Source organism: Desulfobaccales bacterium, from assembly GCA_041648175.1.
In the GTDB taxonomy this organism is placed as follows: domain Bacteria; phylum Desulfobacterota; class Desulfobaccia; order Desulfobaccales; family 0-14-0-80-60-11; genus 0-14-0-80-60-11.
Map to the genome: position 1 here is coordinate 142,887 of JBAZPO010000004.1, position 25,206 is coordinate 168,092.

General features: G+C 56.1%; 13 protein-coding genes. 4 read left to right on the forward strand and 9 right to left on the reverse strand.

What is annotated here, in order from left to right:
* Positions 1-48 precede the first annotated feature (48 nt).
* The 5 genes from WC600_05525 to WC600_05545 all read right to left on the reverse strand — a co-directional run bounded on the left by WC600_05525 (position 49) and on the right by WC600_05545 (position 10,245).
* On the reverse strand, positions 49-270 hold the full coding sequence (locus WC600_05525; protein MFA4902189.1) for a hypothetical protein: 222 nt from the start codon (positions 268-270) through the stop codon (positions 49-51).
* A 441-nt stretch (positions 271-711) separates the two neighbouring features.
* Positions 712-3,198, reverse strand: coding sequence for a diguanylate cyclase (locus WC600_05530; GenBank protein ID MFA4902190.1), 2,487 nt, complete (start codon positions 3,196-3,198; stop codon positions 712-714).
* Between the two features lie 64 nt (positions 3,199-3,262).
* Positions 3,263-6,241, reverse strand: a complete 2,979-nt coding sequence (locus WC600_05535; protein MFA4902191.1) for a PAS domain S-box protein — start codon at positions 6,239-6,241, stop codon at positions 3,263-3,265.
* A gap of 93 nt (positions 6,242-6,334) precedes the next feature.
* Positions 6,335-7,345 (reverse strand): sensor domain-containing diguanylate cyclase, encoded by a 1,011-nt coding sequence (locus WC600_05540; protein MFA4902192.1) that lies wholly within the window; start codon positions 7,343-7,345, stop codon positions 6,335-6,337.
* 98 nt (positions 7,346-7,443) lie between these two features.
* The gene (locus tag WC600_05545; protein MFA4902193.1) at positions 7,444-10,245 is read right to left on the reverse strand and encodes a PAS domain S-box protein; all 2,802 of its coding nucleotides are present in this window, start codon (positions 10,243-10,245) and stop codon (positions 7,444-7,446) included.
* 608 nt (positions 10,246-10,853) lie between these two features.
* Between WC600_05545 and WC600_05550 the strand changes: the two genes are divergently transcribed.
* The 3 genes from WC600_05550 (at position 10,854) to pbpC (ending at position 19,417) form a co-directional block, all read left to right on the forward strand.
* Positions 10,854-16,046 carry an MG2 domain-containing protein gene (locus WC600_05550; GenBank protein MFA4902194.1) on the forward strand — a complete coding sequence of 1,731 codons (5,193 nt, stop codon included), beginning with the start codon at positions 10,854-10,856 and terminating at the stop codon, positions 16,044-16,046.
* Between the two features lie 153 nt (positions 16,047-16,199).
* A complete protein-coding gene (locus tag WC600_05555) occupies positions 16,200-16,838 on the forward strand; it encodes a hypothetical protein (protein MFA4902195.1) in 639 nt (212 codons plus the stop codon).
* Positions 16,839-16,990: 152 nt separating this feature from the next.
* Positions 16,991-19,417 (forward strand): penicillin-binding protein 1C, encoded by a 2,427-nt coding sequence (pbpC, locus tag WC600_05560; protein MFA4902196.1) that lies wholly within the window; start codon positions 16,991-16,993, stop codon positions 19,415-19,417.
* 199 nt (positions 19,418-19,616) lie between these two features.
* Here the strand turns inward: pbpC and WC600_05565 are convergent, their stop codons facing one another.
* Positions 19,617-20,129, reverse strand: coding sequence for an SPOR domain-containing protein (locus WC600_05565; protein MFA4902197.1), 513 nt, complete (start codon positions 20,127-20,129; stop codon positions 19,617-19,619).
* Positions 20,130-20,217: 88 nt separating this feature from the next.
* Complete coding sequence (locus WC600_05570) at positions 20,218-21,156, reverse strand: patatin-like phospholipase family protein (protein ID MFA4902198.1); 939 nt, start codon at positions 21,154-21,156, stop codon at positions 20,218-20,220.
* Between the two features lie 262 nt (positions 21,157-21,418).
* Between WC600_05570 and hemB the strand changes: the two genes are divergently transcribed.
* Positions 21,419-22,390: a porphobilinogen synthase gene (hemB, locus tag WC600_05575; protein MFA4902199.1), complete on the forward strand. Its 972-nt coding sequence runs from the start codon at positions 21,419-21,421 to the stop codon at positions 22,388-22,390.
* 137 nt (positions 22,391-22,527) lie between these two features.
* On the opposite strand, the gene WC600_05580 is transcribed toward hemB, so the two are convergent.
* A complete protein-coding gene (locus WC600_05580) occupies positions 22,528-23,289 on the reverse strand; it encodes a DUF1194 domain-containing protein (protein ID MFA4902200.1) in 762 nt (253 codons plus the stop codon).
* Positions 23,290-23,985: 696 nt separating this feature from the next.
* Positions 23,986-24,957, reverse strand: coding sequence for a hypothetical protein (locus tag WC600_05585; protein ID MFA4902201.1), 972 nt, complete (start codon positions 24,955-24,957; stop codon positions 23,986-23,988).
* Positions 24,958-25,206: the final 249 nt, after the last annotated feature.

A 25,206-nucleotide genomic window follows, 5' to 3' on the forward strand; every position in this document is an offset into this window, starting at 1 on the left:
TCCTGCCAGCCTACTGCCGAACCATTGGTTTGCCGCACTGGGGACAATTCACCTGAACGCATGGAATCCCGCGTTCATGGGGGGCGCTGGCCCCGCAAGCCGGGCAACGGCATCTATCCTGGGTCCCTGCGGTTTGCCCGACTCCTGATCCCGCCAACCCGCCGCCCGCACCCTGACTGCGGCACCGGCCACCCGGCCCACTTCCTTGTCCTCCGCCTTGTCCTTTGCCGCCTCTCCCTGCTGGCATGTGCAGTTTACCTCCTTGGACAAATGTGCGCAATGCAAGGGTGCCAAGGGAGACCGGCCCTTGCAGCCAAGCGATTCTCCCGTAACTCCCCCTGCAAACTTATTTGGACCTAAGGTATTATACCTGCGATGGTTTAAATGAACAAGTGGTCGTTATAAAAATTTCCCTTACGGTTTTATCTCGAGGCGCCATTTTGTTCTCTGCGCCATGCTTTATGGGTGCGAGATTCACTTGTCAGCCCAGTCAAAGGGTATATTACTGCCACTCTTCGCTTCGATTGAGCCAATCGGGTTATTTTATCTCATTAAGAGGAGTTCGTGGGTTTACTGCGCGGCCAAACCCGAGAGGCGTCAGGGAGAACCATGGGGAAATAATATCTGTTTTCTTGATGCAGAGAGTTCAGACTTGATGTTACCTGCGGCAAAGATGACCCTGAGGAACCACGATAATTTTGATCATATCAGTCATTCTGCCGCGGCATCAGCTACCACCACCCGGTTACGGCCCGCGGCCTTGGACCGGTATAAGGCCGCATCCGCGGCCCGGAGGAGGTCTTCCCCGCTGGTCCCATGCTCTGGGAAAATGGCTACCCCCAGAGACACGGTGGTGCTCTCTAGTACTTGGCCCCGCTGAAATATTTGGAGCTGGGGGATACTCCTGCGGATCTCTTCGGCCCGCTGCAACAATACTTCTCGCGGGGCTTCCGGCAGAATCAAGACAAACTCTTCGCCCCCATAGCGGCACGCCACATCTTCCTGGCGGATGTGGACCTGCAAAAATTGCCCCAGGGCGCGCAAAAGGTTGTCTCCCGCTTCATGGCCATAAGTGTCGTTAAAGCGCTTGAAGTGGTCCAGGTCCAGCATGAAAACACCCAAAGAGGCGCCTTTGCGCTTGACCCGAAAAATCTCCCGCGCCAGGGTCTCTTCCAAATATCTGCGATTAAATAATTCTGTCAGAGGATCGTGGATCACCTGGTAGCGCAGGGTTTCCCGAAGCCGGATATTGGCCAGGGCCAGGGAAATGTGGTCGGCTACGGTCACTGACAGGTGCATCAGTGATTCCGTGTGCTCACGATCGAGGCCTCGAAGGTTCTGGACATGCAACATCCCCAAGGTCTCGTCTTGGGCAAGTAACGGTAGACATAAATAATTGCCTGAATAAGAGGGGCTTACGTGACGGCACGTCATTCCCAGCTTAGAATCTTCGGCCAAGTGCAAGCGCCCCCACCGTAGCGCCCAACAATCATCCGGTTGAAAGACTTGTTCTCCGGCCAGGGGTTCCCCCCAATAGGCCACTGCCTCTATCAGACGGTTGTCGGGGTCCTGGATGAACAAAGCCCCGGCCTCAGCAGGGAATAAGATTTGGGCTTGCTGGCTGATAATCGGATATGCTTCCTCACTCGAGAGGCACGATTGCAATTTTTCCGACATGGAGTTAATCGTGGTAAGCTCGCAGTTCCGCTGGTTGGCTACTTCTATCATGGCTTGAAGTTGGGTATTGGCCTGTTGGAGAGCGTTCTGATCCTTCTTCCGCTGTGTAATGTCCCGAGTCACGCTGAGTATCAAGGCGCGATGATCCAGATCGATCGTTCTGGCGTGAATCTCCACGGGCATGACTGAGCCGTCTTTACGGATATGCGCTGATTCAAAGATCACTTCACCTTTGGCCAGCAAATCTTTGAGGAGCTTTTGCCGGGTCCCGGCGTACTCCGGGTGCAAGATCAGCGAGATATCTTTTCCCAGCAGTTCAGCCTGATCATAACCCCGGGCAGCGCACGCCACTTCATTAACATAGATAAAATTACCATCCAGGTCATGTAAGAAAATGGAGTCCCCGGCATTGTCCAGCAGTCTTTCCTTGAGTTTTAGGTCTTCCTCCGCCTGTTGGCGCTGAATTTCACGCTCTTGAAGGGTTTCTGCCAAGTGATCAAAGGATCGCGCCAGAGAATCGATTTCCCCCTTGCCATAATTCAAACCGGTGCGAGCGCTGAGATCCCCCGCCGCCAATTGTTGGGTCGCAATGGTTAAAGCCCCCATTCTTCGCACAATGAACAAATAGCCCAACAGCCAGGCCATAATAAGGAGAAAGACGGCCACGGCCAACACGGTAAAGAGGTTGCGCCTGAGGGCTTGATTGGCCGGACCAGAAACAGTTTCCAGAGGAATCCCGGCATAAATATACCCCTTGGGATGAGTCCGACCTATGGGCATAAAGGTATATAAACGCAAAACCCCGTCGCGGCCGTGAGCTTTTACCAGTCCCTGACCGCTTCCCCGAATGATTTTGACGATCTCTGTCTCGGCAATGTTCTGTTCAACCCACTCTTCTGGGTTGGGATGGCGAAAAATAATTTCCCCTTGGCTATCGATAATCGTGAGTGTCGAGCCTTTTGGGAGTATGGCAAAAGGCAAGCCCGTGGCAAACTGGTCAATATTCAAGGTCGCAACTACTAGCGCTTGAACCTCACCGGCGGTGTTGATGATCGGGTAAGCGCAAGGGAGCACGGGTTTTCCCACAATTTTATCGATTACCATCTCGCCTGCCGTGAATTGTTTGGTTTGCATAGCCAGTTGGTAATACTTGCGGTGCGCTAAATTAGTCGGCCCCTGAGGGGGCAGACCCGAAGCAAAAATCTCTCCGTCGGGTGTCAGCGCAAATATGTTGGCGTACAAGCGCCCTTCTTTCAAAAGGGCTGCAAAAAGTGCCGAGCAGTCCTCAGAGTGCCGCTGGCTTAATGCCGGAAGTTGAGCCAGGCCCATGAGAAACTGGCGCGTCTGACTGATGGCGCTGTGGTAGTCATCCTCCCCTTGTCCTACCAGAATTTTCAGTGCTCTTTGATAATTTTCAGAGGCTTGCCGGCGGGACTGTAAATCATTATAGATAATTAATCCCACCGTAGGGATGGAGGCCAACAAAACGATAATGATGATGCGGGAACGCAGACTGTTCACGTGCACTAACCTCTGACGTTATGAAACAACTTTGGTTCGCCTAACTCCAATCTGGAAGGTTGGGCTAGTCAAATTCATAATCCTTTTCGCCAAAGAGCCGTATGCAGGCCCTCACCACCTCAGGATCATAGAGGGTGCCCTTATGCTGGGCAATCTCTTCAAGGGCCTGCTTAATCCCCACTGCTGGACGGTACGGCCGATGCGAGGCCATGGCCTCCACCACATCAGCCACTGCCAGGACCCTGGCCTCCAGAATAATTTCTTTGTCCGTTATCCCCGAGGGATAGCCGGAGCCATCCAGCCGTTCGTGGTGTTGGGCTACCGCCTGGGCCACCGGCCACGGAAAGACAATTTGCTCTAAGATGTCAAAACCCGAAATCGGGTGCTGTTTGATGAGGTTGAATTCAAATTCGTTAATTTTCCCCGGCCGGCTGAGAATTTCGGCGGGCACTGCGATCTTGCCGATATCATGCAGATAACCCATGACCCGAATGCCTTCGATTTGATCCTGTGATAACCCCATTTCCCGGGCAATGGCACAGGCCAGATGGGTCACTCGCCGTTGGTGCCCGGCAGTATAGGGGTCTTTACTTTCCACCACCGCGGACAGGGCTGTGACCGTTCCTTCAAGCGAGGCCCGCAATCTTTCATAGCTCTCCTTGAGGGATTCTTCCGCCTTTTTGCGCGCCGTAATATCCCGGATGGTGCCGGTAAAGGCTTTGGGGGTGCCGGCCGCATCAACCGTCAACGCGGCGCTCACCTCCGCGGGAAAACTAACTCCGTCTTTTCTCACAAAGGTGTATTCAGCATTCAGTAAGGTCCCGGTTTCTAATAACTTCCTCGTATCTCCTAATAACCGGGGACGGTCAGAGGGGTCTATCAGGTCCAACAACCTGGTGCCGATGAGTTGGGTGGCCCGCTCGTACCCGAATAAGGGCTCGGCCATATGAGAGACCATCAGAAAATTGAGGTTCAGATCTACCTGCGTCACCACATCCGGCGAAGTTTCGAACAAACCGCGGAACTTTTCTTCACTCTCACGGAGGGCTGATTCCGCGCGCTGGTGCGCCTTTTGGGCCCTCTGGGAGATGATGCCGTATCGGATGTCCTGGGCCAATTCCTCCAGCAGGGCCACCTCGTCAGAGTCAAAGGCATTCACCTCCGACGCGTAAATGGTTAGCGCGCTCCAGGGATCGCCGTTGAGAGGCAGGGGCAGACTGATAACCGAGGACAGGTCGTAGCTCAAGATTTTTTCCCGCCAAGGTGCAAAAGTCGGATCGTTCGCTACATCTCTCACAATCGTGGTTTGATTGGTCCTGATGGCTGTACCCGTGGGTCCGTGTCCCTTTTCGTCATCGCCCCAACTAAGGCTCAGGTCCTCCAGATAACCTGCCTCGATCCCGGCATAGGTCAGAACGCTGACTGCCTTCATGGCATCGTGGTGGGCCAGAGCCACCCAAGCCAAACGATAGCCTCCCACCTCGGTGATGATCTTGCAGATGTCTTGAAGAAAGGTGTGCTCAACGTTAGCGTCAATCAGGGCATGGTTCACGGCGCTCAGAGTTTTGAGGGTTCGGTTGGCTCGCTGTAGCTTGGCCTCTGCACATTTGCGGGCGGTGATATTTTCGGCAAACCCTTCGTAATAAAGGAGATTGCCGGCTGCATCACGTACAGCTCGGGCATTTTCGGAAATCCACAGGGCGCTCCGATCCTTCCGACAAACCTGATACTCAAAATTCCTGACAAACCCATCCAGTTCCATGAGACGCTGAAAATCCCGGCGGCGCCCCGGATCGACATATACCTGATGTTCGATATCCGTAACTGAGTCCATCAATTCTTCAGGTGAACCATACCCGTACATTTCGGCCATCGCCGGATTAACATTGATATAGCGCCCCTGGGCAGTACTTTGGAAGATGCCCTCCACCGCATTATCAAAGATATTGCGGTACCTTGCCTCACTCAGACACAGCGCCTCTTCCGCAGCCTTGCGTTGGGTGATGTCCACCGCCACGCCGCCGAGAACTAGTTTCCCCTGGTGATCAGGGATAGGAAACTCATAGATGAGGTAGTCCCGGGAATCGCCGCCCCGATCCGGTAGCGCGGCCATGATTTCCACGGACTTTTCTTTTGTAAAAACCAATCGGTCCATGGCCTCGAGCTGATGAGCCACCTCGGGGGGCCACAGTTCAGAATCCGTCTTTCCCACCAACTCCCCGGGTTCTTTGGACGAAAGTTGTTCAATGAGTCCGTTCACAAAGACATACTTACCTTCTGCGTCCTTCATAAAGGAGATGGCAGGGCTGTTCTCCATAAACATCCGGAGCCGCTCCTCGCTAAGGTGCAGAGCCTCCGCAGTTCGGCGCCGTGCCGCAATCTCCCGTTTGAGGTAATAAAAAATTAGGATCAAGATGCCGAAACTGAGGGGGCCTCCGATTACCCGGGCCAGGAGGGCTCTGTGTCTCATCGTCTCGACCCCGGCTTGGCGCTCCGATAAGACTTGATTCTCCTCGGTGTCAAGGTCTTTTAGCACCAGGCTGATCTTACCCATGAGCTGCAACCCCGTTCCACTCTGAATGGATTGGATGGCGGCCTCACGGTTTCCCGCTTCCAACGCTGTGATTCTTTCTTGTAAGAGGTCCAACTTTCGGCCAATTAACGGTTCCAGGGCATCAATGAGTGCCTGGGAACGGGGGCGTTCTCCGGTCAAGTTTCTCAGCACTGTGAGTTTTAAAGGAATGTTCTTGACTTGTTGCCGGTATGACGCCAAAAATCGCTCGCTCCCGGTGAGGACAAACCCCCGCTGACTGCTTTCGGCCTCGACCACCAAGGTTCGCACTTCATCAAGGACCTCGTGAACCTGCAAAGAACGGTTGAGGAGCTCGTTATAGCGCATGAAATCCCGGGTACTCACAAAGGAAAAAATGCCGATGCCCACCATAATGGCCAGAGCCAGGCAAAAGCCTAGCGAAACTTTGACTCGATTATGCAGCCAAATTATTGGTGTGTTGCTTGGTGAGGCCTGGGAAAAATTAATCATCTAACCTTATTAAATAGGCGCTCACGCCCGTCTTGGTTGTCATATAGCCAGAATACCGCGTCCGACACCTGTCTCGGCCCGGTCTGACGGATATCAGGCGCTACTGTCCTGCTTGCGCCGTTTCGCTTCATACATGGATGAATCCGCCTGACGCACCAACTCTTCGATACTACTGGGGAACAAAGGATTATAATGGGCTATCCCGATACTGAGTTTAATCTGATAGGGACGGTCTTCTCTGGTGTTGTGGCGCTCCAAGTTCTGGTGCAACCGGCGCAGGATGACTTTAGTGTCGGTAGGTTCCGTGATAAGCACAACAAACTCATCACCGCCGATGCGGGCCATGATATCGGTTTCACGAAAAGTCTTGCGCAAGATATTAGCCGTATCAATTAACGCTTGGTCGCCTTCAAGATGTCCCAGGGTATCATTGATGGTCTTGAGCGCGTCCAGGTCTCCGAAAAAGAGCACCATGCTTTTATGGCTGCGTTTGCTCAACTTGAATTGATGTTCCGCCAGGCTGGAAAACCCCCTGCGATTGTACAAACCGGTCAGCTCATCCACCAGAGAACGCGCCTGGGCCTCCTGGGCCTGCTGCCGGTCGGTGATATCCCAAAAAGTCAGCACCGCTCCAATAGTTTGCTCCCTCTGGACAATGGGTGTACAGGTGTATTCCGCGGGGAAACAGGTGTCGTCTTTTCTCCAAAAAACCACGTTGGTGCACTGATGGACCCCGCCGGCCATAATTGAGGCACAGAGAGGGCATTCTTCCAAGGGATAGGGTTTTCCGTCAGATGTCTTCCGGTACCACGTGGCATGGCTGTTCTGGCCTATGAGTTCCTCTACGCTATATCCTAACATCCTTGCCGCGGCGGGGTTGACGAACCGGTGGTTCCCCCTTAAATCCAGTCCAAGGATGCCTTCCCAGGTGGAGTTGAGCAGCAGGTCAGACTGGTAACGCATTCTATCGGCCGCGGCCAGGGCCGATTCCAACCTCACGGTTTGTTCCCGGAACGCCTTCTCGTTTACGTCGAGGAGGTATTCCAACATGGCAATTTTGGCTTCAAGCCGGAGAATATCTTCGTCCCTGGTGTTTTCACCCATGGTCGCCCAAACCTCCTATATTACTTGGGAGGCGCGGCTGCTTTTCCCCGGCAGACGCGCCCCGCTCCTTGGACTAACTCTCCTCACAGGTGGGAAGCTCATAACTCCACCCGCTTTTCCCTGAGGACCGTTAAGCAGGCATCCACCACCTCGGGATCATACAGGATGCCGCGTTTTTGGCTTATTTCCTCTATAGCCTGGTCGACTCCCAAAGAGGGCCGATAGGGCCGGTGAGAAGCCATGGCTTCCACCACGTCCGCCACGGTCAAGATCCGGGCTTCCACGATGATATCCTCTCCAACCAGACCATGGGGATATCCTGAACCGTCCAGCTTTTCATGGTGTTGCAGGACTGCCAGCGCCACCTGCCAGGGGAAATCCACTTCCTTCAAAATATCGTAACTCACCTGGGAGTGATATTTGACGATGTTGAATTCATATTCGCTCAACCGGCCCGGTTTGCTCAGGATCTCAGCGGGTATGGCGATTTTACCGATATCGTGGAGGAATCCCATCACCCGCATGCCTTCCAGCCGATCCGGGGAGAACCCCAGTTCCGCGGCAATGGCGCAGGCCAATTGCGCCACACCTCGCTGGTGCCCCGCAGTATAGGGGTCCCGGGTTTCCACCGCGGTGGCCAGGGCCGTGACCGTTCCCTCCAGGGTCCGGCGCACACGGTCGAGACTTTCCTTGAGGGCTTCTTCGGCGCGCCGGCGCGCCGTAATATCTTCTCCGGAACTCAAACAGCCGGCAATCTCACCCGCTTCATTCCGAAGCTGCGTATTGTGCCAGGCAATGATGCGCTCTTCCCCGGTTTTGGTCAAAACGGCATTTTCAAAATATTCCATGCACTCAATTTCACCCGACATCATGCGCTGACGCATAAGCCGTATTTCATCCCGGATATTTTCCGGGATAAAATGATCAACCCAATTCCGGCCAACAATCTCCTTCTCCGGATAACCTAAAAGTTCACAGCCCCGCTTATTGATCAGGGTGACGTTGCCCGGCACGTCCAGGACGAGAAACATAACCGCGGCAACATCAAGATAGCGCTGGGCGGTTTCTTTCTCCTGGCGCAAGGCCTCCTCGCCCTGTTTGCGCTTGCTGATATCGAACAACACCCCACTGATATAGTCAATCTGTCCCTTGGCATCGAGCACGATCTGGCTGCGCTCTTGGACCCAAATGATATCTCCCCTCTTACATCTCATCCGGTATTCCCGAACATAAGAGTTGGAGCCTTTGAGGGCTTTAAGAAATATCCGCCTGGCCTGCCCCAGGTCTTCCTTCAGGATTAGATCGGTCCATTTGCGACGGTGTTGTTCGAACTCCTCCCGGGGGTAACCCAGCATCCCTTCCACTTTGTCGTCGATGAACGACGCGTAACCATCGACATAGCCTTTGCAGACGATAGCCGGCACATTGCCTACCAGCAGCGAGAATTCCTGGTCGGTGCACCGCCGGGCTTCTTCGGCTTCCCGGCGCATAATAATCCCCGCCAGGGTGTTCGCCACCGTGCTTAAGAATTCCTCTTCAGAGGCAGAACGATGGTGTCCGGCTTTGACGTAAAGGTTCATCACCCCCAGGACCCGCTCACCGTGCAGGATGGGAATACAGTAGTGACCATGAGACGGCATGCCGGGATACCGGATTTCATGCAAGTGGTCGCATCCCGCGCTGAATTGCAGTTGGCGGCTGGCCGCGGCCCGCCCGCAGAGACAGCGGCCATAGGGAATTCGCCCACATTGTTGGATAATCGGCTCCGGCAGCCCTTTGTGCACGCGGAGGACCAACACTTCAGGTTGATCTGCCGCCAGAAAGATGGCCCCTTTCGATTCCAATGCAATCCAGGGAATAGCCGTGAGGAGTAACAGACTGCGACGCAGAAGTTCATCCAGAGGCAGGTCCTCTAAAGAAAGATTCAACAGACCGTTGATCACCCCTTGTTTAAGGAGATTGAGCTCCAGTTCCGTCTCCATGGAATGCCGGGTAATTCCCTCAGCCACCAACGGGGCCATGGATTCAAGAAATTCCACCGCAGCTAAAGGCACCTGGTCTTCTTGATCGCCGGCCAGGAGAATTACGCCCAGCAAGCTCTCGTGATAACGCAAGGGGACGATGGCCACCGAGGCCATGCTCATCATCAGACAATCAGTTCGGTATTTGGTTTGCTGCCGCTCAGATAATCCCTCGATAAATTGGGGGAGATTCTTGCAGTAAATTGACCCCCCGGGGGTCAGGAGAGTGCCCTCTTGGGGCTCTGGTTTACCACGTAAGAGGCGGAAACAGAGACATTTATCGGGGTCAGGTTGCGCCAGAACGCCGCACCCCGAGAAACTCTCGCCCGGGCCCGCAGAAGCAACAAATTTAATGGTCCCCGCCAGTGCCTGCGCGAGTCCTAAGCCCACCGACTGACAGCCGCACCAATCCCGAATATGCGCCACCACCGCGTCCGAATACTCCTGGAGCGAAGTCTTTTGGGCGGATAGCCTCAGGAGAGCGGTATTGAAGGCGCTCTCTTTTTGGACGACCTTCAGTAAGGTAAGGTCGCGGATGAACGCCAGTAAAAACTGTCTTTCGTCTATCACTATAAAGGTGGCGTGGATTTCAACCGGGATAATGACGCCGTCCTTGCGCCGGTGGGACCTTTCAAAGCGCGCTACTCCCTCCGCCTTGACCCTCTCCATGGTCTCTAAAATCTCCTGGGGCGTTTCAAAGGCCTCCAGGTCCTTGATGGACATGGTGAGTAACTCATCCCGGGAATAGCCGCTCAATTTGCAGTAGGCTTCATTGACTTCCCGAAGCCGTCCCTGAGTATCGATTCCCCAGATTCCGTCCAAGGAAATCCGGGAGAAAGTATCGAAAATCTCACTCAGTTTAAAAGATTCGCTGGCCATGTAGCATTCCTTTGCTGGGTTTGACGATGCTTACTGGTTTTTGGGTTTTCGGGCTTTTGTGCAAGTCAATTAAGAATCATCCCCGGGGGCATGGCAGGGTATCACGACATTGTTTCAAGGCCGGGAGAGATTTCTATAAAGCCTCTATTTGCATATAAAAGAAGCATGTTTATCCATGCGGCGCAGGCAGGCAATCTTTCCCTCCGCCGCCCGGTGTACCTCAGGCGGCGGCCCCCGGCCGGCCCGCATGAGTTGTAAGGCTCGGGAGGGCCGCGGCCCAAAACCTCATATGTGTATTCATCGGTTTTTTAAGAAAATTTATTAAAGGAAAACATGCGGTGGCCTTATAAAAATTTTAGTGTAGATCCTCAACCGACCAAATTCGAAGCTTCTTGCCGCGCTCATCTGCCTTACCTTAATTTTGCCCAACTTCTGAGGCATTTCATGGTATAGTGAAACGCCGGTTTATGAAATGTCATACCGATAAATATATTTATGATTCTATGCAGTTATGCATATTCCCGCAGGCAGTTCAGGTGAAGCGCACCAAACCGCACAGGTCCGCGGACACGCCTCTTACTTTGCTACCACCGCAGAAGGGATACACGATGGCCTCATCAAGCACAAGACTTTCTTCTCAGACCCCTCACGTGACTGACTCCGGGACTCGCCAGGGGCGCAGCCGGCTCATTTGCCGCCTGGCCTTTTTGACCATCTGGTTCTCGGCCTTGGGACTGCTGGCGGCTGCAGGTCTGGCCGGCGCTCAACAATCCTCCAAAGCCCCCAGCGCCCCCGGTTCCGCCTTCGACGCCAAAAAGCACTTCACCATCGCCAAGGTTGAACCTGACGCCATGAAAGAGGAAGTCAGGGTCTTTTTCAGCCAACCCCTGGATCTCGACAGCGTGCGCAGCAATTTACGGCTGCTGCCTCGGGTCAAAATTGACTGGCAGCGCACCACCATGACCCCTGAAGGAGTCCTGACTCTGCGCGGGGCCTTCCGTTATGCCACCGGCTATCTCATTAACGTGCCCGAAACCCTGCGGGCCGGCAACAAAACCTACCATCAGACCGTCCACACTTTTTTTATGCCTGATCGGCCCCCCAAAGTCGATTTCGTGGGGGCCAAGAACGTCATCGAGCGGGATAGCCGTCAGCTCCTGCACGTCCGGGCGCAAAACGTCAATAACCTGAGGTTTGAAGGCATCCGGGTGCCACCGCTGCTGCTGCCCCTGGCCCTGGCGGTGGAGAAGTCCCCCACCGACTGGACCGTGATCTTGGGCGAGCTCAAGGCGGCCACCGCCGGACTCAAGCCCCTCCTTGCCTCAAATAAAGACCTGGCCCCCTTTGTTACGGCACCCTTGGACGAAAAGCAACTCTTTCCCGCCGCGGGCGAGAAAAACCAGCCCTGGGCCATCTCTTTGCCTTTAAGCTGGCGTCAGGGCAAGGAAGCCGGAGCCCTGGAACTCATCCGGGTAGCCAACAATGAAGCCGGCAGCGGCGCGGTCTCCGCTCCCCGGGTCTTTGAAATCACCGATCTGGGACTGACCTACAAGCGCAGTCAGCAAAACCTGCTCCTCTGGGTCACTTCTTTAAAGACCGGCACTCCCATGGCAGGGGCCAGGGTCATCGGCTTTACCAAGGCCATGGAGGTCTTCCCCTTGGGGCAGACCAACGCTGACGGGGTGCTCATCTGCGAACGCCGGGAGTTGAGCGGCCTGTCCCTCAAAACCCCCAAGCGCCCGGCCGCGGTAAAGCGCTCCGTTGACCAGGCCGACCTGGTGCTTCTGGTGGCCGGAACCAAAGATGACGTCGCCTTCATCGAGGTGCTGCCTCAGGGCAACCTCAAGCCCCAGAGTATCTGGCAGGCCAAGGTCGGCGAAAAAATGCGCACCCTCCGGGGCAACATCTTCACCGAGCGGGGCGTCTACCGGCCCGGCGAAAAGGTCTTCTTCAAGGGCGCGGTCCGGGAATACGACCATGGCCGCATCTCCCCGCCCTACGGAGAAGTCTGCTCCTTTGAGCTCATCAGCCCCAAAGGCGAGCAAATCTTCACGGGGGAGGACCGCACCTCTGATTTCGGCACCGTGGCCGGAGAAATCCCCACCCAGAGTTATTGGCCCCTGGGGACCTACACCCTCAACCTGACCTATGGCCCGGAAATCAAAGCAGATACAGTGGAAAAGTCCCAGGGTCGCCGCAGGCAAGCCGAAGCCGAGGAGGACAAGACCCCCAAGAACCAGGTAAGCGTTACCTTCCAGTTACAAGAGTTCAAGCCCCCGCGGCACTTTGTGGGGATCAATTTCCAACAGATTTCCCGGGACTTGCAGGGCTATGTCAACCGGGGCGAGCAACGCGCTCCTTTTGTGAAGATCGCTCTCACCGGCTCCTATTATGCCGGCGGGCCGGTCAAGCACGGCCAGGTGCGCTGGAAGATTTACCAGGCTAAGACCAGCTATCAGGTCCCCGGCCATGATGATTTCACCTTCGGCTACGGCGGCGACGAACAGGGCGAGCTCATCGAGAGCGGCCAGACCATTTTGGACGAGCAGGGGAGGGCGGATCTGGAGTTTCCCCTGGACCGCCAGGTCATGAACGGCCAGCACGGCCTCTCGGTGGTGGCTACGGTGGTGGACTTCGATGGCCGCGCCGCGACGGACACCAAGGCTTTTCAGGTCACGCCGGAAAAATTGGTGGGTATCAGCCGCCATCCGGACTCAGCCAGGGCTGATGAAGAGCAGGTCCTGAAGGTGATGGTGGCCAGGCCCGACGGCAAGGCGATTTCCAAGGGAGTCGTCAAGGCCGAGATTTTACAAAAAAGTTGGGTTTATGTGCCGAAGCGCAATGAGCAGGGCGACCTTTATTGGGACGGACAGGACGTTTGGACCAAGACCGTGGGGAGCGATCTGACCCTGGATAAGGGCACGGCCGCGTTCCGCTTCTCCTTCGCCTGGGCCGGCAGTTATCTTGTGGCCTTCACCTATACCGACGAAACCGGTAAGAGTTTCACCTCGGCTACGGCCTATGAAGTCGCAGGCGAAAGCTATGCCTACGAACACCGGGAGGAACCCTATCAGCCCCTGGCCCTGGCCGCTGATAAGCCCGCGTATAAGCCGGGGGAGAAGGCCTTGCTCACGGCCCGGCCCCAGCGCCCGGTGTCCCGATACCTCCTCACCCTGGAGCAGGATGGCGTGCTCAAGTACCAGGTGATCACTCCGAAACCCGGCGAAGATCGCCTGGAAGTGCCCATCGGCGCCGAGTACGCCCCCAATCTCTTCGTGTCCGTCCTGGGACTGACCCCCCGGGGCGAATTCCCGGTTTATACCGGCCATTATGATATCGAAGCCCCCAATTTTTACTGGGGCACCCTCAATCTCCCGGTGCGCCAGGAAGTGGAGGCCTTGAAAATCCAGATCAGCCCCGGTGTCCAGGAACTTAAGGCCGAGCCCGGCGCCAACGTCACCCTGGACTTCACCGTGTTGGACTCCAAGGGTAACGGAGTGCAAGCCGAAATGGCCGTGGCGGTGGTGGATGAAGCCGTCCTGGCCTTAACCGGCTTTAAGACCCCCACCCTGGAATCCTTAACCAAGTTTGACCGGCCCCTGGGGGTGTTCACCGGTGAACTCCGGTCCTTCCTGGTGCACCAGACTCCCTTTTATCTCTCCAAGAATGAGCCCCTCACGGGCGGCGGCGGCATGAACGAAGAGATGATGTCCAAGCTGCGGCGGCGCTTCGAGGCGGTGGCCTATTTCAACCCCCGCGTGCTCAGCGACGCCCAGGGCAAGACCCAGGTCTCGTTTACCTTGCCCGACAACATGACCACCTATCGTATCTACACCGTGGTCCTGGACAAAGGCAGCCGCTACGGCAGCGCCGAACGGCCGCTGCTGGCCACCAAGGCCTTTTACCTGGAACCGGGTCTGCCCAACTTCTTCACTAAGGGCGACACCTTTAAATTCCAGGTGGCCGCGTTCAACCACAGCACTGACCAGGGCCCGGTGCAGTTCAGCGCCGTGGGCGATGGCGGACTCTTTCTCAGCGCGGCCGAACCCGAACCAGTTGCTCAACTTAAACCCAAAGACAGCCTGAAGCTCAATGTAACCGGCAAAGCCGCCAATCCAGGCCCTGCTACCGCCCATTTCGAAGGCGGCTTCCAGGGGCGCACCGACGCGGTGGAACTCAAGCTGCGCATCAACTCCGGGCACGTCCGGGATACCGAAGTGTGGTTCGGTTCTCTGGCCGGGACCTCCGAAATCAAGGTGGCGCTGCCCTCCTATCTGACCGGCAAGGTTGACCTGGAGGAAGTCCAGGCAGTCTTGACCGTAGCCGGTTCACCCTTCTTGCGGATGACCGAGGCCATCCATTACCTCCTGCAATACCCCTACGGGTGTGTGGAGCAGACCAGCTCCGGGGTTATGGCCCTGGCCGCGCTTCGGGGCGCGATCGAAAAGGGGCTGGTGACCGGCGTCAGCCTGGACGAAACCGACAAATATCTGAACCGCGGCCTGGCGCGGATTCTGGGCATGCAGACCGACTCCGGCGGCTTTGCCTACTGGCCGGGGCAGCGGGAAACCCACATCTGGGGCTCCATCTACGCGGCCACCGCCCTGAGTCTCGCTAAGACCAACGGCCTCGAGGAGCCGGATGACTCCCTGAACTCGGCCTTGGATTACCTGAAAAAACAGGTTGAAGAGCCCAAACGCGCCCTCGCCATCAAGGCCTTTGCCTGCTACGTCCTGGCCTTAAACGGCGCGCTGGACCCTGACACCTATAAAACCGTGCACGCTCATTATGCCAAGCTGCACCGGGAGAGCAAACTCTTGCTGCTCTTGGCCGCAACCCTCGCTGACCTGCGCCCGGCCAAAGAACTCCAGACGTCCCTGCAACCGCTGATAGGCAGCAAAGTTCCAGTGGCCCCGGCCGAGAAGGATGATGAGTTCCGGGCCCAATTTCGCACCCCGGCCCTGGCGCTGCTGGCGGGCGCCATCATCATGCCCCAGGACCCCGCCACCAAAGAAGAAGCGCTGCTGCTCCTGATGGGCCTGGACCACAAGGGCATCTGGACCTCCACCAGCGATACCGGCTGGGCGCTTTTGGCCCTGGGAGAATATTTTAAGGGCGTCACCTTTGGCACCGAACCCGTGGAGATCGCCATCAGCCAGCCCGGCGCACCCCAGACCGAGCGCCTCAAACTGGACCCCAAGGGCTTCCGCACCGTGGGCCTTGACGCCTCCGTTTTGCTCAAAAACCCGATAGTCAAAATAGAAGGCCAGGCCGGCAAAACCTGGCTTTACAAGCTGGAGGTGACCGGACCTCGGCTGGATATCGCCAAAACCGGCGCGTCCCGCGGCTTCAAGGTCCGCCGGGAGATCAAGAACACCGATGGCGGGGACGTCATTAAGGTGGGTGACCTGGTAAAAGTCACGGTTTTCCTGGATGTGGCCGGCAAAGAGCAGCGCTACGTGATGCTGGATGACCCCCTGCCCGCCGGGCTCATGGCTATCAACTCGGCCTTCACCACCGAGGAGCAGGTCCCCCAGGGAGACGAGGATAACGGCGACGACTTTGATTACGTCACCCGGGAAGGCACCATCCGGTTCCGGCCCAACTATTTCGAAATCAAAAACGACCGCGTCCTGGCCTACCGGGATCAAGTCTACTCCGGCTCCTACCGGTTCGAGTATTACTGCCGGGCCATCTGCGAAGGCACCTTTGTGGCCCCCGCCACCCGGGCCTCGGCCATGTACTCCCCTGGCGTAAACGGCTATTCCGCCAAGGGCGAACTGCAGATCAAGGGACGCTGAGGTTACAGCAACTTCTAAAACTTTCTTATTTTATTCATCTCTCACTTAATTAAGGGGGCGTTCATAAAAGCCCCCCTATAAAAGGCTATTAATGTGTATCCAACTATAATGGTTATTATCACAATTAACCCCTAACCAATAAGGTGGGTTGCTATGAGTCCAGAAACGGTTAATGTAATTAATATAATAGGTGGAGTCTCAGCAATAGCTATAAGTATTATTGCAATGGCATTATCAATCACGTTCTACATTGCAGGACGAAAAACTGAAAACAGCGTTTCTTCATCACTCGCAGAAATTAAAACCCAAACTAATGCCTTACAAAAACTTAGCGGCAAACAAATCGACAAGTTAATGGATCATGTTTTCAATGGTAATATATCGCAAAGTGACACAATGGGACAAATTATCACTGCACTCTCTCAAATCCCCATTACAATTACAACTATTTTAAGACAACCAATTGAGAACCCAAATCAAACTAGCCAAGAACAAATCATTGGATTATATTCTGCGTTGTATTTTTATATTGCCCAAACTAATTACTGGTCTCAATCATTTCTTCCTAAAGTATTTGATTTTGATGAAAAGAACGAATTTCATGTGCTTATCAAAAGAGTAGTAGATTTAAGTAATAATGATTTTCTATCCGTGGCTACTTGGCTAAGCCAATGTGATCAGAGTTTAATCGAGAAAACACCTCTTTATGACTACTTAAAAGAAACAAAAGATAAATGGCGTCATGCCGTACGGTCATCGTCAGATGTCTTTGTAGTAACAAGTCAGGAATAATTATTTTTCATTTTTCTTCTTGGAAGGTTCTTGGCTTCGGCGGCGTCTTCAAAAACCGCTTGGCAATATCATCCCCAGTAACACGGAGATTTAGAGGGATTTCCACGAACAAACTTGAGCGAAAAATCCGGGCGATTTTGTAAGGGGGCTTTTTGTCAAGGCGTCTATCAACCCGCCGAACCTGGTGCCTGGCCGCGGCCCTGCTGGTCCTGGCAACTCTGGCCTGGCATTTTGCGGCCGTATCCCGCCTGGACCCTGAGGCCCTCAAGCTCAAGCCCGGCCCCCTGGTTGTGGACCGGGCCGGCCGCATCCTGCGGCTGGTGCCTGAAGCCCAGGGGCGCAAGCAGGTTATCTTGCCAGAAGGCCCCGTGCCCCCCATCGTGGCCGCGGCCTTTGTGGCCGCGGAAGACCATCGCTTCTGGCATCATCCCGGCTTTGACCCCCTGGCCATCCTCAGGGCTGCGGCCACCAACTTAAGACACGGCCGCATCGTCTCAGGCGCTTCCACCCTCACTCAACAACTGGCGCGCCTCATCGACCCCGGCCCCCGCAGCTATTATCGCAAGCTGGTGGAGACGGCGCGCAGCGTCAGGCTTTCGCTTATGTTCAGAAAAGACGAAATCCTGCGGCAATACCTTAACCGCGTACCCCTGGGCAGCAACCTCATGGGGGTGGAGGCCGGGGCTCAGGCCTATTTCGGCAAAACCGCCTCCCGCCTGGACGCCAGCGAAGCCGCTCTTTTAGCGGCTTTGGTGAAGGCCCCCGGAGCCCTGAACCCTTATGGCCCCCACCGCGCCCGTTTGCTGGCGCGCCAGCGCTTCGTCTTAAGCCGTATGGCACACCTGGGCTATCTTCAGCCCGAAGAATTCCAGGCCTGCCTTACAGAAAACCTCCGGTTTCAGGGGCATGGCCCCCGGCCCCCGGCCTTCCCCTTTGAAGCCCCCCATTTCGTCAACCTGGTCCTGACCCGGGAGAAGCCCGCGGAGTCTGGTTCCCAGCGGCTGCAAACCACCCTGGACCTGCCCTTGCAGCGCCGGGCCCAGGCCATCGTCCACTCCCACCAGGCCCGAATCGCCAAATCTGGCGCCTCCCAGGCCGCCGCGGTGATCGTTGACAACCGCAGCCGCGATGTCCTGGCCCTGGTGGGTTCCTGCGCCTATGGTCCCAGAGATCAAGGCTTCAACAACGGCGCCGCAACCTGGCGCTCCCCCGGCTCCACCCTCAAGCCCTTTCTCTACGGACTGGCCCTGGACCAGGGGTTCACGCCCGCTTCGGTGATGGAGGACGTGGAACGGCGCTACCGCACCCCCCGGGGCGAATTCATCCCGTCCAACTTCGACCGCGTCTCCCACGGCCCCGTTTCCTTCCGGGAAGCCCTGGGCAATTCCCTCAACCTCTCCGCAGTGCACCTCCTCAACCTCATCGGGCCGGAATCTTACTACGACACCCTGGCCAGCCTTGACCTCATCAACCGCCCGGAATTTACCCCGGACCATTACGGTCTGGGCATGGTGGTGGGCAACCCCGAAGTCAGCCTCCTGCAACTGGCCGCGGCTTACGCCTGCCTGGGCCATGGCGGCAGCTTCGCCCCCTTGCGCCTGACCCGCGACGCTCCCCGGCCGGCGGGCACGCCCATCTTTTCCGAACAGGCCGCCTATATCATCAGCGACATTTTAAGCGACCCCATGGCCCGGGCGCGCATCTTCGGGGGCGCCGCGGCCATGAACCCGCCCTACCGCCTGGCTATCAAGACCGGGACCAGCACCCGCTATCGCGATGAATGGGCCGTGGGCTACACCCCGGAGTTTACGCTGGCCGTGTGGGTGGGCAATTTCGACGGCCGGCCTACCACCAATCTCAGCGGCGCCACCGCGGCCGCGCCCATCGTGGCTGATTTGGCCGCGGTCCTCTTTGCCGGGTCACCGCCGGCGCCTTTTGTCAAACCGGCCGGGGTCATAGAAGCAGAAGTCTGCGCCTTCTCCGGCTTAAAGCGCGGACCGGCCTGCGTCCACCGCCACCAGGAGTTTTTCATAAGTGGCACCGAACCCCAGGCGGTGTGCGCCTATCACCAATCCCAGGAACCGTGGCACCGCATGCCCGCCAATTTTGCCGGCTGGCTGCACCAACGCTTTGAAAAGGGCGGGCAAGGGCGTTTCCGCCTGGCCGACTTTGATCAGGACTTGGGGAAAACCTTTCAGGGTCCCGTGGCCCCCGGCCCCAAGCCCGGACCGCAATCCCGGCGTCAGAGAGGTGCCGTGATCGCCGGGCTGCCATCCGGCTCTATCGGCAACGGCTCCACACCCGTCCGGGCGGACGGCCTGGCGCTCCGGGTCAGCATCAGCGCGCCCTTAAACGGCGACCGCTACCTGTTGACGCCCGCCTCCGAAGTTGTCCGAGTAACGGGGAAAGCCCTGTGCCGGGAATCCCTGAAGAAAATTACCTGGTTCGTAGATGGCCGGGAAGTGGCCGCCACCGGCCCCCCGTATGAGCTCCCCCTGGACTTGCCCCGGGGCCGCCACCGCATCACCGTAGCGGGACCTGGCAGCCAGGCAGATTCCGTGGAAGTGTTTGTGCAATGAGGGCCTATCTATCCGGTGGGATTAATTTTTAGCGCACGGTAGGAGCAAAAGGCAATTTCGCCGCTTTTCGTAGGGGCGGACCTGCGTGTCCGCCCTCTTGCGTCGCGTTTTGGGAATATGGCTCGAGTGGCCGTATCTCCCTCTCTCTTGATGGGGGAGGGTTGGGGTGGGGGTGAAAACCCAAATCAGCGGTCAAATTTCACTTAGGAACCGGATTTTCAATCTGCTCAATTTTAAGAGGTTTCTTGAACTTAGCCTGCATTTCTTTTGCCTCGGCCTGGGCCTCATCTTGCGAGGAAAATGGCCCCAACCACGCCTGAAAGAGATTTAGATTCTTGGGGTCGCGCTGCACAAACGCGGGTTTTCCCTGCTTTTTCAGTGTGCCCAGCAGCTTGGCGGCGTCCTCGTAGTTCTTAAAACTACCCACCAAAATCCCGTAGTGTTCTTTCATCGCGGGGGGCGGGGGAATAGTAAGGTGCGTTCCCGGAGGGCCCGGTTCCTGTAAGGGCGCGATGCCTGGGGAGGGCTCCACTTTGATAGGGGGAGCCGCAGTAGGGGGAACCGCCGGAGCAGGCGCAACCGGCGCCTTGGAAGTGGCCACGGGGCCGGGTCCGACGCCCGGAGGACCGCCAAGATAATGCCGCCACAGCAGCACTGCCACAATAATCATGACCGCCAGGATTGCCAATCCGAATGCCGTATTCTTCTTCATCTTGCTTGGCCCCGCCTATCCTTCAATCGTAAAACTTTCTGTTTACTATACCCCCAGTCTGCCGCCGCTACAACTTCCAGCCCTAAGGTCAAGGCTGCGTCAGCAGTTGACACACCTGGTCAATCTCGGCCCTTTGTGTTTTTAAAATGCGGCTGGCCTCGATCTTCAAACCCGCCAGGTTGGCCGGGGAGGCATCATCCATATCATCATTGGCCGTGTCCAGGGTAGTCTGGAACCTGAAAAAATGCTCCCCCAATATCTGCCGCAACTGATAATCCACCGCATCACAGACACCATCGAACACCACGCTGAGAATCGGCAGGGCCCACTGCACTTTCCCCCAGTCTTTGGCTTCCTCAAAAGGAATGGGACGGGTCAACTGGCCGGTGCCAAGGGACACGATGAGAAAGGCGGTTTCGTCCGGAAAGAGACGCCGAGCCTCAGAATATGCCGACATGGCCGGATTATTGACAAAGACGCCGCCGTCAATCAAAGCCAGTTTCTGCCCCGCCACCTGGAACTGGGCGGGCTCAAAATACGTAGGCGCCGCCGAAGTGGCCCGGGCCGCATCGCGCATCAACACCGGCTTGGAATCATCCCGCCAGCTTTTGAAGAAAAAGGGGGTCCGGGTCTCGATCTCATAGCTGCTGACCAAAACCTTGGAAAGCGCCTGCCCCAAAGGCACATCATCGAAATATTCCTTGAGAATCCCCTCCAACGGACACTGGGAATACTTTTCTTCGGTCAGTCCCGCCACCGAACTCACCCCGTGCCAAAAGGAGCGGGAAAATATCTCCGCCCCCCGGTTGACATACATATCCACCAGGTCCTTGGCCCTATATTTCGGCACACCGCTACCGCCGTCCCGGCTCAGAGCCAGGCTGATAATCCCGCCGGTGGAGGTGCCCGCCATCAGGTCGAACATGGACGCTACCGGTCTGTTAGTCCTTTTCTCGATCTCCGCCAGGATCGTTGCCGGGATAATGCCCCGGATGCCGCCGCCGTCAATGGAGAGCAGTTTTTTCATTGCCGTTGACCTCCCTGCTGGCCTAAAGGGGTTGATGGGTGAGCACAAGTGCTTAACGAGAATATGAGCATCAATGGATATTTAACTTTTATACTACTCATGTCAGTCAGATTAATAAAGCCAAAAGCATTATTAAAACGTTTTCAGGCCCCCCCACACGGCTTAATGCACGAACTTGACAAGGCAGCCCCCGCTGGGTAACAATGACCTAACCGCTTAACCTGCAGAAGAAATTATTTGAGCTCGATAAAGAGGTCCGATCATGGAACTGTTATTTCGGCCCCGGCGCCTGAGACGGCGGGAACCACTGCGGCGTATGGTGCGGGAGACGCATCTGCGCCCGGAAGATTTCATCTACCCCATGTTCGCGGCCCCCGGAAAGGGCGTGCGCCAGGAAGTGCCTTCCATGCCCGGCGTCTGCCGCCTGTCCCCGGACTTGCTGGTGGCGGAGGCCAAAGCTGCACTTAACGTGGGCGTGCCCGCGGTGCTCCTCTTCGGGCTGCCCACCAGGAAAGACGACACCGGCTCCGAGGCCGCCTCCCCGAAAGGCGCGGCGCAGCAGGCGGTGCGGTTGCTCAAAAAACAGGTCCCCGAACTGGTGGTGATCACCGACGTTTGCCTGTGCGGCTTCACCTCCCATGGCCACTGCGGCCTCTTGTCCGGACAGGAAGTGGACAACGACGTCACTTTGGAAGTCCTGGGGCAGGTGGCGGTGTCCCACGCCGAGGCCGGGGCCGATATGGTAGCCCCTTCCGACATGATGGACGGCAGGGTAGGGGCCATCCGGGAGGCCCTGGACGAGCGCGGCTTTGAAATGGTGCCCATCATGTCCTATGCGGTTAAGTATGCCTCCAGTTTCTACGGCCCTTTCAGGGATGCGGCGGAGTCCGCTCCGGCTTTCGGCGATCGCCGGTCCTACCAGATGGACCCGGCCAACGTCCGGGAGGCCTTGCGTGAGGCCGCTTTGGATGTGGAAGAAGGCGCCGATCTCATCATGGTCAAACCCGCCCTGCCTTACCTGGACGTCATCTCCCAGTTGGCCGCGGAGTTCGACCTGCCCCTGGCCGCCTATCAGGTGAGCGGTGAGTACGCCATGATTAAGGCCGCAGCAATAAACGGCTGGCTGGACGAAGAGGCGGTCATGCTGGAATCGCTCCTTTCCATCAAACGCGCCGGCGCGGACCTGATTTTGACCTACTTTGCCAAACAGGCCGCGGCCTTGTTGGGGAAATGAATGCGGGCCTAATATTGCAGGCGAAAAAGGGACAGAGAGGCAAGTCAGGGAATCAATCACTAAGTCGGTTCATGGGGGAGCGGGTCAGGCTGTTCCCAAACCGGCAGTGCTCCTGCCGGTTTGGGCAGATACTCAGCCTAGCTCAGTCTTCTGCGGAAACGAAGCGCACCGAGCCCCATCAGACTGGAACCCAGGAGGTAGACGGCGCCGGGAATAGGCACTACCACTTCATGTTGGATCTTTGCGGTGATGGCAGCGCTGAATCCATCAAAATCTGTGACGAAATCGACAAAAGCGGGAGGGATCGGGCCTATCACGTTGTTAGTGTAATAAGCCACGAGAGCTATATCCTGGATAACCAGCGCATTGATCTGAATGCCGGCGGCCACCGCATTGTCGCGAGGCGTATTGGGGGCAGGGCCGTCGTTGTTGGAGCCATCGCTGGAAATATCGATGATCTTGCGGACTCCTGTGAAGTCATTGTTGAGAATCGAGTCTGTGCTATAAAGGAGAGCGTCCCCAACAGCAGTGAAACCGGAATAGGGTCGAGAGGCAGCGCCGATCGAAGCCGCAAAAGCGTTGGCTGACGCCTCGCTGTCGATGAGGGTCCAAGCCACTGCTGTCTGCTGTTGGCTGCCGCCGGACCAGTAGATTAACGCTGCCGCAAAGGCCAGTGGCGGGGTGGCCGTATTGAATTGAGGGGCGAGGGCCGTGAAGGCATTGACATAGCCGGTTCTTTGCAAGTTGAATTCAGTTGTGTCAATACTCCCCGACACGTCTACCGCCAAGGCCAATTCCAAGTTAACCGCTATGGGCGATGCCATGGCCGGAGCGATCGAAAACAGCATCACGGCCGCCAATAACACAACCAGACTGAACGAGAAGCCTTTCTTAGACATGTGATTTCTCCTTTTTCGGTAGCAAAAAGCCATCCGCTGTAAGAGCCCCCGAATTTGGGGGTCAAGCCCAATTCTATAAGCTATTCCTGTTCCCTGAGAAGTGTGATCACCTCCTTTGCGGGTTGATACACGCTACCCGTTTACCGAGATACCTTCAGGCAACTTGGCTGAATCCTATAACCCGGAGGGCCTACGTCCCCGTCTCCTGGGAGTTCGGCTTTCCGTTGGGCTTATAGTTCCGGCCTGGAAGGCCCCCGGCAACCGCGTTTCCCTCCCTTTCTCGTGTTCAACTGACTATAAAAAAACCGGACTACCTGCTCCCAGGCACCCCGGTTACTCTTCCTTAAGAACCGCAACTTGCCAACCCGCTTTGCGCCACGGGCTTAACTTTATCGATAATTGATCTAAATTATACAGATAATATTCTAATTAGCAATATATTTTATTAAATAAAAAATAATTATAATATAATTGACTATAGACTTTCTCGGAGCGTTTTAGAAAACTTTCTGAGTCGATGCTTCCAGACCTCAAGCCATAAAAAAGCAGGGTCATCTCCGGCCCTGCCGTACTCAAATAAGAAGTTTATCTGAAAGCTTATTTTTTAAGTTTCCTTCCTTCCCGAAATCATCTCGACTAACCAAAAAAGGCAGGGCCATCGCTGACCCTGCCTTTCGATGTGATACCCGGTCATAATTAGGTTGTTTTAAATTTTCGGCCGAACCCGATTAACCCGAGCAGGCCGGAACCAAGCAGCAGCACGGTGGGTGGGAGAGGAATGACTGGAGGAGCAACAAAGCCTTGAACCACGACAACGCGATCGCCGCCGCCGAAAGTGGAGAAGAGAAAATCACCGGTCAGGGGATCGATGAAAGCCCCTTCAGCCCCTTCCAGATCGGTGATAAAATCTCTGCGGGAAGCCAATGTAGGGTCGCCATTGGCGTCAACTTCATAGGTGGCAACTTTCCCGACAGAGAATTCACATTGGAGCAAGCTTGGTACGGGAAAAAGTGGTGAGCCAGGTGGCACGTAGGCAATACCTTCGGGGCCACCGGGGAGAGTTTCAACAAAATTAGCGGAGGTGATATCAAAGGTCCCTGTCCCATCCGGGGTGTAGGTTAAAGTGTACCATTCCCCACCTTCCCACGATACTAATTTCAACTGACCGGCGCCGGGAAATCCGGCCGGGACGAAAGCCAGTGCGGCCGCTGAATTCGCTACACCTAAGGCGGCCATATCCACAATCTTGTCAGTGACGGTGCTTCCCGGCAAATTCTGGCCGATCTCATTAACCGGCCACCTGGCCAGAAACAACACTCCACCGGGGCCGTATTGGGCTCCGCCATCATTATAGGCGGCCTCTGCATAGAATGAGGCGCTGCCCGAAAACCCGGTGATATGGTTATTGGCATCCCTGGTGACCCCGATAGAATAAAGTGCTCCGGATGCCTCATTGGCATTGCCGCCGATCAGTAAGGTGTTGGGATCACCCGCTTTCAATAACACCGGGCCATAAAGAGGCGGCACTCCCGGTACCGAACCGAGATCAAAAGCCGTATAGGAACCGGCATAGAAGGGGTCAATCGTGACCGCCTGGCCTGAAACCGGGAGAAAGGCCAGGGCCGCGGCTACCAGCAAAAACACCAAATGTTTCTTTAGCTTCATCATCTTCACCCTCCTCATTATTTTTGGGCATCGGAAAACCCACCAGATCTTAAGATCGGCGATCCATCGCCTCCCCGAGATTTCCGGCCGCAGACCACAAGGCCTTCCTTTGCTGACAGTCCATGGCCTTCTAATTTAATGTAAATAAATTAGTATCCATATTAAATTATGTCAAGATTTACTATAGTATTGTTTATTGTAAATTATCTTTTTTCGGGGGAATCCAGAGCGCTTGCCGAAGGAGGGTTTTCG